Source organism: Acidovorax sp. FG48, assembly GCF_057809085.1.
The window spans coordinates 159,607-174,970 of record NZ_JBMDJH010000007.1; the positions used below are offsets into that span (position 1 = coordinate 159,607).

The following is a 15,364-nucleotide window of genomic DNA, read 5'->3' on the forward strand; positions in this document are numbered from 1 at the left end:
TTACAAGGCCTCGCCCAAGGCAGATTTCATAGACCGGAAAAACCACCATCCGCCACCGCCCAAGATGATCACCCACGCTACCAGCGCGAGCGCAGTGCCCGGCGGTACAGGCATGTGCAACACAACCGCTTGCACCATCAACACAAGGCACGCCACGGGATTGAGAAGGAACCATCCATGGAACTTCTCGGGTACCTGCGACAAGGGGTAAACCACCGGCGTGAGGTAGAACCACAGTTGCAAACCGAAGGCCACCATGGAGCCCACGTCCCGCCACAGGAAATGCGCCATGCTCAGCAAAAGGGTGAGTCCAAACGTCAAAATCACCTGTGCCAGAACCAGCGCCGGCAACCACACCAGAGACATGTAAGGACCAACGCCCTGCGCTACGCAGAGTACGAGCAGAAGGCCGTAGCCTATGCCCAGGACCAGCAGACTGCCTCCCACCGACACAGCGGGAAGTATCTCGGCTGGCATCGGTTGTTTCCGCAGGAAATCCTCATAGGCCGCCAAGCTGCCGACTCCGCGGCCAATGGCATCGGTGAACGGCAGCCATACCGCAAGCCCCGCCAAGAGGTGCAGCAGGTAACCATTGTCAACATCCAGCCCGGGCACTCGCACCGCCAAGACCAAACCGAACAGAACGTAGAAGATCGCCAGAGTCGCAAGGGGCTGCACAAAAGCCCATGCAAAACCCAATACAGACCCTGCGTAACGGGTCTTGAACTCGCGGACCATCCAGTAACGCCACAACACCCAAAGCTGTCGTGCGTTGCGGGGGGCTGCCGAGGAAACGGTGGTGGTTCGAACGGTTGGATGCGTCATGCGATCGTCCGTAACCACGCCACAGACCGGGCAACGCCCTCTTCAAAAGCCATCTGAGGCTCCCAGCAAAGTTCAGCCCGCGCACGGTGTATGTCCAAAACGTTCACCGGAGGATCAAAAGGCCGCGAGGGGTGTACTCGGCGTTCCACAGCGTGGCCCAGCAAGCGCTCCAGGGTGTGCACTATGTCGTTCACGCTGTGCCCTGAGCCACCGCCGACGTTAAAGACACGGGCTTCGCCCTCATGCTGCATGGCTGCAACAAACGCCCGGCCAATGTCTGCGGCATAAATGAAATCCCGAACCACTGATCCATCGCCCCACACGTCGACCGGCAGCCCTCGAAGGGCCCTGTGGGCAAACACAGCAATCACCCCCTGTACCCCAAAGGGTTGCTGCCATTCTCCGTAAGGATTGCTCAGGCGCAAGGTGCGCGTGGGCAGACCATACTGGGTCTCTTCAATTCGCAGGTGGTGCTCTACTGCCAGCTTGGTGGCGCCATAAGCGCCCATGGGCATGGTCGGGTGGGACTCGCTCAGGGGCACCGATTGGGGTCTGCCATAGACCGCGCCGCCAGACGAAGCGAATAGAAGCCGCGGACGGGCCTCTTTGCGGCGCAGGTCGCGTAGCAATTTGAGCGTACCTACCAAGTTAGTTTCGACGTCTTTGATCGGGTCTTCACTGGCTGTCGCTGGAACTGTCGAGGACGCTAGATGGACAATCACATCCGCGCCGCCCACGCTGTCCCACCAGGTTTCCAACTCAAAGCAGTCCGCCTTGACTTCACCGGTCAACCACGGTGCGACTCGCGGGTCTGGCAGCACCCGATCTACTGACCATACGGAGGCCCCCTCTTCCGCCATGGCACGCCCAATGTGCCGGCCCAGGAAACCAGCCCCACCCAATATGACACAGCGCATCAGGCACTGCCCTTCTGCGCGCGCGCTCGCACATCACGCAATGCTGATTCAAACTCCTTCGCCACCATATCCCAGGTCTGCGCCCGCGCGAAGGACTCAGCTCGCACACTGAGCTCGTTACGGCGGTTGTCATCTGCCAGAAGGGCACATACCGCGTCCGTCAAGGCCTCCGGAGATGCATACGCCAGCGTGGCAATGTCTTCGTTGAGCAACCACTCCACGTTGGCGCCCCGATTCGATACTACCGTACATCCGCACGCCATCAGTTCCAAGGGGAGCAATGAGGCATTGGTCAATGACAGCACAAGAGCGACATCGCATTGACTGTAGAGATCGGGGAGGTCGTCCAAAGCGACAGTGCCGCAAGCAAGATGGGGAAACGGTATGCGGTAACCCGCAGTGTCCCACCCTGCGAGTACGAACTGCGTGTCCGGCATGCGCTCCCAAACGGCATTGAGCACCAACAGCCCGAGCTCAAACGCCCGCCGTGGCGTCGGGGGTCGGGCATAGAAGAACACGCGCCGGATTTCTGGTTCACGGCGCGGCAAACGCCTGTAACGATCCAGCTCCACGCCGAATCCCACGGGATGCGTCGCCATACTGTATTCATCAGCGAGCTTGGCCGCGAGCCATCCGCCCGCTGTGATGCCAAAGAATCCGAAGTGGTAAGTGTTTTGCGCCAACACCGACTCCGTCCCCACTGGGTAGAAGTGAGGTTCATAGTCTTGGACAAAATACAGCTTGTGCTGCGCACCTTGGAAAGCCCGCACCGTGTACGCGGTGTCCCAGCCAGTGGCTATAGCGAACTCGCAAGGAGGCAGGTTTTCTTGTCCGAGCAACACCTGCGCCTGCAACGGGAAGAAGTGCTGCCGAATGGCATCCCGTGCCTCGCTAGCATTGTGGTGCATCACAGGGTTGCCAATCACGATGCTTGACGCATACCCCATCTGCTCCAGGTGCCAGATGGTCCGAAAGATGTTGAGGTGACCACCAGAGCCGATGTTGAAATCCGGGATGAACCACAACAAGCTTCCCACATGGGGGCTTCCGGCAGCTGCCGGCAGCTCGTAGGGCAACGCAAACTCGTAGTGCTTCAGTACGTCGGCATACTGTCCAGGTCCATTGCGCAACCGGAGCACCACCGCACGCAACGTGGCCCACAGACCCTCTTTGCGCATCATTTCCTTGATGCGCCAAACTCTTTTTGCGACGTGCAGCGCCATGTCAGGCAGCTCCCGCGCGTTGCAGTTGTTCGTCGCGGGAAACCGAGCGAAGAAGCCAACCCGGCAACTGGTCATGACGGGTTCCAAGATACTGCCCGATGACCCGCGCTAGTTCAATGGCAGCCATGTAGCCTGCGTTTTTGATTAGCCGCCAGCCATGCAGGCCCGCGCCACGCAGCCAAGACCAATCGCGACGCGCGAGGTGAACCGAAGATTTGAGCGCCCGAGGCAGGCTATCCTGAATTCGGTACCCAAAATACCGCTGGAATGAGCGCGCCTCGTCAAAGTTGCGCTGCAAAGTCTCCCAGGGCCCGAAATCGTGGGAGTGATAAACGACTGCCTGGGGGGCATATGCCTTACCGTATCCAGCCTGAATGGCCTGCAGCGCCCAGGTTTGGTCCTCAGCAAAGGCAACATCCGGTAGCGGCATGCGCTCCCACACAGAACGCCTGATGCATGCGTTATTGCTTGAGAAAAAATGCAGCCACTGCCGGTAACCAGGATCGTTGGCAAACCGCACCGGATCATCCATGCGAACCACAGACACCTTGTCACCAAATCCCGCGAAATGCTGTTCCAGTTCCTTGTGCGTGACATGCCGCGCTTGCGTGTGGGCTCGGTGGGGGCCAAACGCACCTGCTACTGAGTCATCGACGCTGCATGCATCCACCAAATGGCGCAACCAATCCGCGTGTGCAGGCTTGGCGTCTTGCGTCAAAAAAACCAGAAAATCCCCTTGAGAGAGGGATGCGAGGTAGTTGCGTGTACGTCCGTGTCCAAATTCGCGCGCAGGAATTACCTCGCAACGGAGCCCTCTGTCACGGATCAGTGCCACGGAGTTATCTGATGAACCAGAGTCCACCACGACGACTTCAAAAGGCCAGGGGGTATGCTGCTGCAAGATCGCATCCAGCACCTCGCCGAGGAATGGGCCGCCGTTTTTTACAGGTATTAAGACGGAAGCGCGAACTTGGGTCATTCAGTAGGGTCGCGAGGCAATCGCTCAAAAAGACAGTGATAGCACCTACCACCATCTCTTTGGTGGGAACACCGCCAGGGCGGCGTCACTTAGGCAACCCTACATTGTAGCGACGCCTCTTCGACCTACACGCTGTGTTGTAACAGACTGCTGCTGCAGGCTTTACTTTTGGGTTGCGCTTGATTTGTCGAAGAGGCCGCTGATCGCAGCCTGGTCTAAGACCACTTCGTACTTGGCCATCAAATCACTCTCCAGCTTCTTGGCCGCCGCTTGCCGGCAATAACTGACTGCACGCGAAGCCGCAGAGACTGCCACCTCATCCCATGCAAGCTGTCGGCTTTCTCGCTTGCCATCGACCGAGAAGAAGTAAACGAAATCGCCTTCACGCACGGGGCCTACCATATCCCCTTGTTGTGCGGCCCCCAATGTACGCAGGATCGTGTTTTCATCAACCAGAACGACCCAGCCAATGTCACCCTGAGCCTCCAACTTGTAGATACGCTCCACCCGCGTAACCACATCTGCAAAGGTCTGGGAGCCGGCGGCAATCAATTTGGCTTGATTCATCAGCCAGTCCGTGGCCGCCATACCTTCAACTTCGTCGTTGACTGGCAGCATCACTCGACCTAACCGGGCCATGGGAGGCACGCGAAATGCCTGTGGGTTTTCATCGAAGAATTTGCGCGAGGCAGCACCATCCGACGGGGGATCGCAGGCAGGCATCAATTTGCGAAAGACACCGAGTGCATATGCATCATCGAATCGCTCACTTTCTTTGGCAGGCAGGCGTTTCTCGCCCAGACGTTCGCCCTCACGCACTAGCGCTCGCCCCATGGCCATCTCGTTCAATATCTTTTCCACACCCCATTTGGTGCGTGCACTGGAACGCAAATCGACGCGACGCTCTAAATAAGCGGACAAATCGGACGAGGTAATTGTTTCCCCCCCCTTCAGCCTGACCAAGTCAGCAGCAGCAGCACTGCCGCACGCCGCGGCAAAGACCACCGCACTGCAGCCTACCCCAATGCGGGTTATCAGCCCGTAATCCATACGCATTTCTTCCATTTTCTTTTTACCGCACTCGCTCTCGCTTAGATATACGGCTTGGGCTTGCACCCGCCCATAGAGGACCGTACACCACATCGATGACCGCGCCACCAGAGTTGTACGCTACCACATCACGTTCTCCGTCACCATCCACATCGATGATCTGCAGACTTGTCGCAAATCCACTGACGGCATGCCAACGTGTTTCCAGTACCCCACCCTTATCATCCAACCGCTGCAAATAGAGCTCCATGTCCTCGCCCCAAATTACGAGGTTTTCCTCCAACGGAGCGACGGACACACTGCCCGTGAGAGGAGATTCAATCATCTGAAGTTCCCCCGTGTCAGAATTCACTCTGGCATTGCGCCCCCCAGTCTCCAACGACACGTAGATCCATGCCCCCTGCGGCGAAGGTCGGGCATTCCGCGACACCGCTGGGAAAGTCCCAAGCACAACGGGCGCCGAAAGAACATTCGCCTCTGGCACAGCCACCAACCTCTTGTCGTCCAAACAGGCCACCGCGATGGCAGGGCCATGAAGTCCCTTTACCCTTTGCACCTTGGTTGGATGCCATGCCACCTCACACCAAGGCACTTTTTTTACATTGGGCGGCTGTTGATCATTGACAGACCAATCAAGCACCCAGGCAACCTCCTTACCGTTGTAGGGAGTAGCCAGCAATGTGTAGCGACCAGCATCCGCTTTCACCACAATCACATCGCGAGGCGAGAAACCCAGATTGATCTGTTGCAAGCGCTGCAGCTTGGACTTGTTCACGCGGAACACATCTAAGCTAGCCGACGCCTCGACCGCAGCAACAAACAGATCGTCCGCCAGCCACGCAACGGAATCAGGGTGGTAAGCGACAGAAACCCGATCTAGCAAGGTAGATTTGCGACCATCAATGCGGTGCAATGCGACCATACTATTTTCGTGCTCAACAGCCGCCAGAAGGCAACCATTGGCACCGCAACGCACTTCCCCTCCCCACGCAAAAGGGGTGGGGATTGCCAGCTGCGACGGAACGGCCACAGGGGCGTTTCCGCCACCAACTTCCAACAACGATTGGGACTGGCATCCGGCAAGCGCCGCCATCGCAATCAGCGCGCCAGAAAAGAGTGCGGATCGTAGTGAAATCAAAGTCATCTTGCCAATCTTTTGAAGCAAAAAAATAGCGCCTTGCGGCGCTATTTTTTTGCCACCGGTTGAGGCAGCATTAAATTGTAATCATGCCAAATGACGAATGCCTGAACATTCGTCAAACCAGCAAATTACTTGTACGAACCCAGCACAGTCTGCACAGCGCCAAAGGCGGTAGAGCTGATAGCAGAGTACGTGAACACAGAGCCACCCAGGGTTGCCAGGGGAGCACCCAAAGCAGCAGTCGTGTCAGTCACAGTGGTGCCAGGAGTCCACTCAATGAAACCATCATTGAAGGTAGCAGGCAGACCAGCGATGGTTTCAGGATCGAACCAGTCCAACTCAGCCTTCACCAGCTTGAAGTTCACAGACTTACGGTTTTGCTTGTCATCGTAAATGTTGACAGTGTGCGTACCGCTGTGGTTACCAGTCGACCACACCACCACTGCAGTGTCAGTACCGCCAGCAGCTTGATCGATAGCATAACGCATGCTGAACGTAGGCTGAGGAGCAGCGCCTGCAGCACCAACTTGAGCAGCACCAGCAACAGCCGTCAGGCTCACGTTATTCAGCTTGGTCACATCGTGGCCAGCTGCGATCGTCAGAGGACCATCAATCACTGGAACGAATGCAACATCCTTAGCCACGCTGTCCACTTGGAAAGCGTTTGCAGAGATGGCAGCTGGACCTGCCAAGAAGGCAGCAGCGCCGCAAGCGGTCTGAGCTGCACCACCAGCTGTGGTAGCGCCGACAGCGAACACAAGGTAGCCACGGGTGCCGGACAGGCCACCGCCGGATTGCTGAGACCAGATGAAGGGCTCGTAGTCCTTGTTGGTCATGGCAAAGCAGCCGTCGGTGATGTGGGTGGAGTTCTGATCAAAGAACGTCCAGTACACAGCAACGCTCTGACCGGTTTGGTTGATCAGGCCAACAGCAGTGGTGTCGGTTGGGCCGTTGTGAATCACGTTAGGAACCACGAAACCGTTGCTGAACGTACCCACGGTGTACGCCTGCGCCACACCAGCACTCAGCGCAGCGGCTGCAACGGCTGCCATTGCAAATTTTTTCATCTTCTCAGTCCTTAGATAATTGAAGGAAGCTTTCCCACCCTGTGCGGGATCTGCAACCCATCCGTACTCCGTTTGGGTTGATGCAATCTTATACTGATACCTTTGAATTTTTCAACCTATTTCCGCCAGAAACCCGGCACGCGTTGGTTTGTTGCACCCAAACAACGAACTTATTTGGCATCCTTGGAGAACATCACGCTACGGCGCAACACATGGTGCCACACACCATCGATGCGGCGCCACTCATCCTCGGCAACCGCCTCTTGCCGTTTGATGCGCAGAATCGGGACCGAATAGCGCATCCAAACATTCACGATGGCACGATCGCCTTCAACACTGCGCACGTCGCGTACTTCCAATGCTTCGTACGCAACCCCCCCCCGCTTGAGGTATTCCTCCAGAGTGGCCTTCGGGTCTTTGGATGCCTCCTCATATTTCCAGGCACCCACATTGTCACCACTGCGCACCAACGCCCAGTACGCCTGGGCTCGCTGCAGCAAACTGGCTTTGTCATCATCTGATGTACCCGTCCCACCGCCGTTTGCAGCACATCCTGCAAGCAAGAGGGCGACGATGGGCACCGCAAATCCAGTGACCCACTGGCGGCGACCAATGATTTTTGTCATGCTCGAATTTCCTGTGGACTAAAAAAGTTGTTTAAAACGTGCACTGCCCTGCAGGCAAACGGTAGAACACTATTATGGTTTCGGAGCAGCAGGGACATCATCAGCGCGCAACTTGAACGGCTGTGACTCTAAGGACATGCTCCGCATCCGCTGCCGCATTTCTGCACTTGCAGAGCGCAACTGATCGTCATCCTCCAGGGCACGGGGCGTCATCAACACCAGCAACTCCGTCCGGTTGTTGTTATTGGTGTTGTTGCCAAACAGTGCGCCCACTACCGGAATGCTTGATAGCAAAGGAACGCCACTGCGACCGACGGTGTCGTTTTCGCGAATCAGTCCACCCAACACTATGGGTTCGCCGGAGCGCACCGCCACGCGTGTTTGAATTTGGCGAGTCAGGAAGGCACGCTGCCCTGTGGCGGAATCCAGGTCTCCGACATCAGTGACCTGCTGAGAGATGTCCATAGTGATCAACCCCCCCGCGTTGACCGATGGAGTCACTGACAGCATGACACCCGTGTCTTTATACAGAATCGATTCGGTAACCAGGTTGCCCGTGGTCACCGATGTAGAACTCTTGATAGGCTGCTGCTGGCCCACTTGAATGGTTGCATTGTGGTTGTTGAGAACCAGAACCGAAGGACTCGAAAGCAGGCGTACCTGGGATTTTTCAGCCAACGCATTCAGCGTTGCCCGCACCACCCCCGCCTTATTCAAAATGGTGTACGAAAACCCAGGCTGCTTCGGACCGATGTCAGCGGTCTTGTTCATATTTAGCAGCGCCTGTCCTTCACGACCGCCCGAAATACTATTCTGGACAAACCACTCCACACCGTATTGCAGATTGCCCGTGAGGCTGACCTCCACAATGCTTGCCTCGATCAGCACCTGGGAGGGGGCCTTATCCAACTCACGCAGGGCCTGCTCAATGCGGCGGTACTCTGTGCGAGGCGCTCGAATCAACAAGGCGTTGCGTTTTTCGTCCGCGACCACTCTCACATTGCCTTCGAGTTGGCTGGTGGAAGTGAGCGACGTGCTGTTCGACGAGGTTCGCTGCCCAGTGCCGAGCGCGCCTCCCATGCCGGCGGAAGCACCCAGACCACTCGACGCCCCCCCCGAAAGCGTGGACGTGTTGGTGGAGCCCGCGCCGAGCCCCGCCCCTCCCATACCCGTAGATGGGGCGAACTGGGTGGGCGCAGAGCCCGCAGCGACGCCAGCCGATCTACCCGCTCCAGCCTGTCCACTGAACAAACCGTTCAGCATTTCCGCCAGTTGCAACGCAGAGCCGTTCTGCACGGGATACACAAAAAGACCTGCTTCCAGCGCGTCAGTAGGACGGTCCAGTCGGCGGATCCAGGTTTCGACCTGCGTCAGTACGTGGCTGCGGGGCGTAACGACGACCAGCGCATTGAGGCGCTCCACCGGAAACACCCTGACCAACCCCCCGAGCGGACTGGCCATCTGTGCGCTGGATCCACTGGAGCCACCAGAACCCGATGCGCTGGCTGCACCCGAGGAGCCCCCCGCAGCGCTGGAAGGGGAACCTGCCGGGGAAGCACTGGCGCCACCACCGTAAGGATCCGACGACTTGTCACTACCCAACATCGCCTGGAGGGTGTCGCGCACCACATTCACATTGGCATGCTCAAGGACAAAGACGCCCAGCGACATGCCCGACAGAAAGTCGACATCGAACGCCTCAACCATCTCCAGCCAGCCACCCAATTGGGCCTTGCTGCCTTGCAAAACCAACAGGTTGCGCATGGAGTCCACATAGACGATGGCTTCACGCGGAGCGATTGGCGCGAGGATTTTGGCCATTTCTGCCGCGGCAATGTGATTCAGCGGAACGATCACGGTGCCAGCCCCCGCGAGATCCTTGAATTTGGATGAGCCGACGACAGGGCGCGCACCCAGCGTGACCGTGCGCTTGGTCACGTGGTACACCCCAGCGTTGTCCCGCACGATGGCAAGATCGTGAGGAAGCAACACAGCGTCCAACACGTCTAGCACCTGACTGCGTAGCAGCGGCTGCCGTGTGCTCAGGCTCACCACAGTGTCACCACCCGCATCAATGGTGTAGTTGAGCTTGAGAAGATCGCCTAGCAAAGCCGTGGCGAGATTCGCGACCGTGACGTTTTCAAAGTTAAGGGCCACCCGGTCCCCCGTCGCCAGTACCGGATCCACCCGGGGCGCCACATCGGCTTTGATGAGTTGGTCGGTGCCAGGAAATATGCGGGTGCTTGCGGTTGCCGCCTTGGCCCCGATCTCCCTGGAGGTTGATGCCACTGGTGCAGCCCCCTTTGTGGCGGGGCCCGATGCTGTGGTCGCGGTGGCAGGCATTGCGAGAGACGCTGGGGCAACCGGCTCTCTGGGCTGCAAGTGGACAGGCACCGAAGATGCATTCTGCGCACTGGCACAACCCGAAGCCAACAACGCCACGAGTAGAACGGAGGGCCGAATGTTCATAAAGATAGCTCCAAAAGGATGCAAGCCAGAAAATTGGCTTGCTGAGTCTTAGTTCTTGCGAAGGCGATCAACACCAGAGGGCCCACCGCGCACCGGCACGACGCTTCCCGGCTCGAGCGGGCGCTCTACGCGCTGATCATCGGACGACACAAACTGAGCCCTGCGCCCATCAAAGGATTCGATGCGCCACGGCTTGGTCTCTCCCGTGATCTTGAGGGTGCTGCCATCAGGCCGCAGCAACACCGCGATGCGCTCCGGACCAGATTCAAAGACGGCCGTAAGGCGCGCTTGCATCAACTCCGTGACCAAGTTAGTTTTCTTCTCATCCACCACCACCGGGCGCCGGGAAGTCCAGAACAAGGGCCGCTCGATGGCTTGACGCGCTTGGATTGGCACCACGGGCGGCATAGGTTCAACCTTGGGCAGCTCGGGTTTGCGGGGTGGCGGCGGCGTCCAACGCTCCTTCTCGGCATCCCACCAGTACGCGCTGGCAGCCAACGCTGCCACACCGAGAATCGGCCCCAAATACCAAACTTTGATCATGGATTGGCCTTCTCCGGAACCAGCGGCGCTTCCAGCTGCAGCGTCAGTCGGGCATTTTGCGGACCAGGTCCAGAGCTCATGCCCTCTCGCGTGATGTTGGCGGTACGCACCCAAAACGGCGGGCGATGAACCTGGAGGCTCGCCATGAAGCTCACCAGCTTTACCCATTCACCGCTGACCGTTGCAGTCAGGCGAATGCGGGGAATTTTGTCCTCCCCACCAGGCTCCAGCGCGACCTGCAAAGAGACCAAGGTACTACCAGACGCCATGATCATCTGGCGAAGTTTCTGCTGCACATCGTTCTGGGCGGTTTCACCGCCCGGGTGCAGCAAGGGAGCCACGGTGGAACTTGCCGTCCCCAGCAGTTCTTCAATTTGGTTACCCGCGTTGACAACACCTTCCAGGCGCTCACTCCGGGGCTCCAGTTGCAGCAAGGCATTGTCATAACGTAACCACAATGCTCTGTAAACCAGTGCAGCCGCGACCGATGCGCCGAGCAACAACACTCCGACAAGGAGGAGCGACCGAGCCCGCCAGACATTCACTTTCATGGCTTGACTCCTTCACCACGCCAACGCATTTCGAACGTAAAGCGCTCTTTGTTCAGCGTGCCATCACGTACGTTCGCCCCAGTGGGTCGGACATCCGCCAGCCCCGGCGAACGCGCGATCTGCGCAGTGAGTTCTGTGGCGTTAGCCGTCAGACCCGTGATACGTATCTCGCTACCATTGACCTCAATGCGATCAAGCCAGGTATCGGAAGGGATAGCCACCGACAGCGCCTCAATCACGCTGGCCAGCGGTATATCTGAGTTGACGTTCTTGCGCAGTTCATCGGCGAGCTGCGCTTGTCGGCGCAGTTCGTCCATTTTCTGACGCAGTGGAGCCGCGTGCGGCTCAAGCGCACTGACATGTGACACGGCGCGCACTACCGCCTGTCGCTTGAGCACCAGCGGCATCAGGGCGGGCAAAGCGAATGCTGCCAATAAAATCACGAGCAATAACACGCCGCCACCATCCATCCATTGCTGGCGCTTGTCCTGCTTGCGCCAAGCTTCGCCCCGGACAGGAAAAGCAACGCCCTTGCGCATCAAGTAGACAGGAGCCTTCTCAGTGAGCCCACGCTGCTCCAGATGCTGCAACAGCGTGGCACGCCGACACATGCCCCACTGCACGCTCCAGCCGCCCTGTGCGAGAGGCTCAGCCTGCCAGGCTGCCACGATCTGATCAGGCGGCATGGGGGAGACACGCCACAAGGCTTCTTCGACACCGTTGGGCAAAGAGCGGCGGGGCATATCGGGCAGCTGCACAGTTCCCCACAGACATTCAGACTCAGGGACCAACAGGGCAACGGCTTTACTGTTGTTCTTACGGGCACGCGCGCGGGTCCCAGTAATAGACCAGCCACCACCGTCGGAAGAGACTGCAGCGCAGGACGTCGCCGGCCATGCACCATGCTCCATCAGAATCCGTTTCAAATCGCCCAAACCCCAAGCCAACCGGTCCAGCGCAGTCTGCGCGCGAAGAGATAACTGCCTCCAACCTGTCATGGTTTGAATTCCTGTTCCTGCGTGTTGAGACGGCGAGTAGGCTCTAAGGAGAGCATGGTCCAAGGCGTCAGGTTTCCCGGTCGTTCACTCAGATCGACCCACGCCTCCCGCTGCCACCAGCGCTCCCCTTCCAGTTTCATTGCGGCTTTGAGTCGCACCGTCGTTCCGCCGCCGCGCGCAGGCGAAAAGAAATCCGCCGCAGGCCCTGTCATCAGAGCACCGCCCCGAGTTTCTGGTGGAGAGTTATGAATGCGAGCCCCCAAACCCTTCTGTCCCGTCAGCGCGTCGATCAGTGCAGGAGGGGCCGAATCGATCTCGATGCGTTGCTGCCCATTGATACCCAAATGGGGCGCGATTATCTCATAGAGGCCTGAGGTCATTCCCAGGACTGAACGGAGTTCGGACAGGTCGTCCAAAGCGCCGTTGCGCGGCATGGAAGGCCACCCGGCGGCGCGGTACTGCGGTGCCTCGGCCCCTCCTACACCGCTAGGCGAATCATCGGGATCCAGGTAGTCACGCACCCGGGAAGTCAATATGACGGCTTCGCCCGCGGACAGACCTGCAGCTCTTTGAAACAAGGTTTGGAGCAACGCATCGCTGGCAACATTCACATCCACCAATCCCCCGGACGGCGTGATTTCCACCCAGACATCTCTGCCATCCAGAGGAAGTCGCTGGAGGCTATAAACATTCGCGACATTCCTGTCTGTCAACAAGCGCTGAGCGGCCAGTTCGATGGCAGCGTCCAACATGGTTTCGACGCGCATGCGCTCAAGATCCGTCGCCACCCGCTGCGATTGCTGGCGAACGCTGCGTGCGCTGGCCATGACCACCAGCGACAGCGAGGCCACTAGCCACAACACCAGAATCAAAGCGGCACCCCGGCCACGGCGCATGGACCGGACCATCATTTCACCCTCACCAAAGGAAACACAATGGATGGCCAATCTCCGAGCGCATCCCCGATCTCCAGCCGAATCCGCGCGGGGTATTGCCCCTTCGACGCATCCCAGTCCTGCGTCCACTGACCGGTTCGACCGTCCTGGTAATGCCACTGCAGAGTGCGCACGTCCGACATCAGCGTCTCGCGCAAGGCACGGCTCCAGTCCATGGACATCAAGGCGCCGTCATAAGGGATCGCCTCCACAGAAAGATCCACCCGGCCATCGGCATGGCGCAACGGCGTGGTACGAAACACGTACAGCCCCCCTGCGTCACCACGTTCTGGCAAAGGCGCCACCCAGATCGCCCCCGCACTATTGCCACTGAAAAAATTGACGAAAGTGCCCCCCTCGCGCCGACTCAAAAGACGCAGGGTGTCGAACTTGCGACCCAACCACTGGCTCACAACCAGCATGCGCTCGGCCCGTTCACCCACGCGCTGATTGCGCTCCTCTGTGCGCCCAATCAGCCCCACGGCGGCAAAGATCAGTGCCACGACAGCGGCCGTCACAGCCAGACCGATTAGCAACTCCAGCAAGGTGAAGCCCTGAGCGAATGGTCGCGATACCCGCCTCATGACGCAGACCTGTATGGTTTCCAGGTGGTCCATGTCGCGGCAGCGGCTCCCTCCTTGCTGACCTGCACTGTCACCTTGGCTGCACGCAGTGGCCCCGCCTGAGAAGGTCTGCCCGCCTCATCCAACATGAGAATCTGCTCTGGCGCTATATCGATTCGCCAACTCCATGCGCCTGCCTGACCAGAATCCTGCCGCATCAGATCTTCGGCAAAAGTGCCAGAAGCCAGCACCGATTTGGCCACCAAGGCGGCCTCGACACGTGATTGGACGCTCATGACACTGTGAGAGCCCTGCCCCACGCTGCGGTAAAGGCTTGCTAACGCAATCGAAGCGATGGCCATGGCGACCAGCGCTTCCAGCAAACTGAAGCCAGCCACCCGCCTTGAACGGAGCCGCATGGAAAGATAACCCGCGCGGGTGACGGTTGGCCGCCCCATCGATAGGCTCATGATGGAGCGGTGACCACGGACTGCTCTACAGTCCCCAGTAGCCAATTGACGCGGAAGGCCACGCCACTGCCACCCCGAAGCACAGCGATACGCCCTCCCCGAGCGCCGCCGTCCGGATTGAAGACAAAAATCAGGTCCCCCACCGGCACGGCAGCCTTGCCCGCGCGCGCGTCGCCTTGCATCGATTCCCACTGGATATTCACGGACTCGTGCACGTCCATGAATAGCTTGCCATCCACCGTCAACCTGCGGACTTCTGGCTGGTAGGTAACCGCCACAGGGCGCCCCTCCTCCACACTGAGCGCACGAGCCTTGTTGAGCTGACTGGAGATGTCGCGCACCGTTTGGGTGTATCGCGAGCGCTCCAAAAACGCTTGCCCGCCCGCACCGACGACTGCCGTGGTGATGCCGGCAAGCACCAGGACGACCAACAGCTCTAGCAAGGTAAACCCGCGCGCGCGCCATCGCACCGACACAGTAGGGTCACTCACACACGCTGCACCACCAAAAAGCACAAGGAGATTCAGGACGCGACCCCAACGTCAGTTGTATACGTCCGCGTTTTCGCCGTCTCCCCCGGGCTTTCCGTCTGCGCCGAGGGTGAATACGTCAGGACCACCATGGCGGCCTGGGACCTTGTAGAGATATGCAGCCCCCCACGGATCCGCTGGCAACCCTTTTTTCAGGTAAGGCCCGTTCCAGCCTTGCGCTGTCGCAGGGCGCTCCGCCAAGGCGCGCAGGCCTTCAGCTTCGTTCGGATATCGCCCCACATCCAGCTTGAACAAATCCAGACTCTGCTCGATTTCGGAAATTTGAATACGTGCCGTCTTGGATTTCGCACCACCCAGCTGGTCCAGAACCTTGGGTCCCACCAGCCCTGCCAGCAAGGTCAGGATCACCAAAACCACCAGCAATTCGATCAGCGTAAAACCAGCGGCACGGCGCGCTCGGGCCAACAAAGTGATTTTCATTTCTTTTGCGCTCATCTCAATATGTCTTTCTACCAA

General features: G+C 58.7%; 17 protein-coding genes. All 17 read right to left on the minus strand.

Annotation, left to right across the window (positions count from 1 at the left end; translation table 11 throughout):
• The 17 genes from ACODSU_RS12425 to gspG all read right to left on the minus strand — a co-directional run bounded on the left by ACODSU_RS12425 (nt 1) and on the right by gspG (nt 15,343).
• On the minus strand, nt 1-825 hold the full coding sequence (locus tag ACODSU_RS12425) for an ABC transporter permease (protein WP_488842524.1): 825 nt from the start codon (nt 823-825) through the stop codon (nt 1-3).
• Nucleotides 822-1,742 (minus strand): NAD-dependent epimerase/dehydratase family protein, encoded by a 921-nt coding sequence (locus ACODSU_RS12430; protein ID WP_488842525.1) that lies wholly within the window; start codon nt 1,740-1,742, stop codon nt 822-824. Before ACODSU_RS12430 ends, ACODSU_RS12425 begins: the two co-directional genes overlap by 4 nt.
• Nucleotides 1,742-2,965 (minus strand): glycosyltransferase family 4 protein, encoded by a 1,224-nt coding sequence (locus ACODSU_RS12435; protein WP_488842526.1) that lies wholly within the window; start codon nt 2,963-2,965, stop codon nt 1,742-1,744. The genes ACODSU_RS12430 and ACODSU_RS12435 overlap by 1 nt, the downstream gene beginning before the upstream one ends.
• Before the next feature lies 1 nt (nt 2,966).
• Complete coding sequence (locus ACODSU_RS12440) at nt 2,967-3,944, minus strand: glycosyltransferase family 2 protein (RefSeq protein ID WP_488842527.1); 978 nt, start codon at nt 3,942-3,944, stop codon at nt 2,967-2,969.
• A 162-nt stretch (nt 3,945-4,106) separates the two neighbouring features.
• On the minus strand, nt 4,107-5,009 hold the full coding sequence (locus ACODSU_RS12445) for a peptidyl-prolyl cis-trans isomerase (RefSeq protein ID WP_488842528.1): 903 nt from the start codon (nt 5,007-5,009) through the stop codon (nt 4,107-4,109).
• 7 nt (nt 5,010-5,016) lie between these two features.
• Nucleotides 5,017-6,138 carry a YncE family protein gene (locus ACODSU_RS12450; RefSeq protein ID WP_488842529.1) on the minus strand — a complete coding sequence of 374 codons (1,122 nt, stop codon included), beginning with the start codon at nt 6,136-6,138 and terminating at the stop codon, nt 5,017-5,019.
• A gap of 125 nt (nt 6,139-6,263) precedes the next feature.
• Nucleotides 6,264-7,202 (minus strand): hypothetical protein, encoded by a 939-nt coding sequence (locus ACODSU_RS12455; protein WP_488842530.1) that lies wholly within the window; start codon nt 7,200-7,202, stop codon nt 6,264-6,266.
• Between the two features lie 170 nt (nt 7,203-7,372).
• Complete coding sequence (locus ACODSU_RS12460; RefSeq protein WP_488842531.1) at nt 7,373-7,828, minus strand: hypothetical protein; 456 nt, start codon at nt 7,826-7,828, stop codon at nt 7,373-7,375.
• A 72-nt stretch (nt 7,829-7,900) separates the two neighbouring features.
• Nucleotides 7,901-10,117: a type II secretion system secretin GspD gene (gspD, locus tag ACODSU_RS12465; RefSeq protein ID WP_488842532.1), complete on the minus strand. Its 2,217-nt coding sequence runs from the start codon at nt 10,115-10,117 to the stop codon at nt 7,901-7,903.
• Nucleotides 10,118-10,345: 228 nt separating this feature from the next.
• Nucleotides 10,346-10,840 (minus strand): hypothetical protein, encoded by a 495-nt coding sequence (locus ACODSU_RS12470; RefSeq protein WP_488842533.1) that lies wholly within the window; start codon nt 10,838-10,840, stop codon nt 10,346-10,348.
• Nucleotides 10,837-11,391, minus strand: a complete 555-nt coding sequence (locus ACODSU_RS12475) for a GspMb/PilO family protein (protein WP_488842534.1) — start codon at nt 11,389-11,391, stop codon at nt 10,837-10,839. The genes ACODSU_RS12470 and ACODSU_RS12475 overlap by 4 nt, the downstream gene beginning before the upstream one ends.
• Nucleotides 11,388-12,389 (minus strand): PilN domain-containing protein, encoded by a 1,002-nt coding sequence (locus ACODSU_RS12480; protein WP_488842535.1) that lies wholly within the window; start codon nt 12,387-12,389, stop codon nt 11,388-11,390. Before ACODSU_RS12480 ends, ACODSU_RS12475 begins: the two co-directional genes overlap by 4 nt.
• The gene (locus ACODSU_RS12485) at nt 12,386-13,300 is read right to left on the minus strand and encodes a type II secretion system minor pseudopilin (protein ID WP_488842536.1); all 915 of its coding nucleotides are present in this window, start codon (nt 13,298-13,300) and stop codon (nt 12,386-12,388) included. The genes ACODSU_RS12480 and ACODSU_RS12485 overlap by 4 nt, the downstream gene beginning before the upstream one ends.
• Complete coding sequence (locus ACODSU_RS12490; RefSeq protein ID WP_488842537.1) at nt 13,297-13,941, minus strand: prepilin-type N-terminal cleavage/methylation domain-containing protein; 645 nt, start codon at nt 13,939-13,941, stop codon at nt 13,297-13,299. Before ACODSU_RS12490 ends, ACODSU_RS12485 begins: the two co-directional genes overlap by 4 nt.
• On the minus strand, nt 13,905-14,357 hold the full coding sequence (locus tag ACODSU_RS12495) for a PulJ/GspJ family protein (RefSeq protein ID WP_488842538.1): 453 nt from the start codon (nt 14,355-14,357) through the stop codon (nt 13,905-13,907). The genes ACODSU_RS12490 and ACODSU_RS12495 overlap by 37 nt, the downstream gene beginning before the upstream one ends.
• Nucleotides 14,354-14,848 carry a pilus assembly FimT family protein gene (locus ACODSU_RS12500; RefSeq protein WP_488842539.1) on the minus strand — a complete coding sequence of 165 codons (495 nt, stop codon included), beginning with the start codon at nt 14,846-14,848 and terminating at the stop codon, nt 14,354-14,356. The genes ACODSU_RS12495 and ACODSU_RS12500 overlap by 4 nt, the downstream gene beginning before the upstream one ends.
• Before the next feature lie 51 nt (nt 14,849-14,899).
• A complete protein-coding gene (gspG, locus tag ACODSU_RS12505; RefSeq protein WP_488842540.1) occupies nt 14,900-15,343 on the minus strand; it encodes a type II secretion system major pseudopilin GspG in 444 nt (147 codons plus the stop codon).
• Between the last annotated feature and the right edge of the window lie 21 nt (nt 15,344-15,364).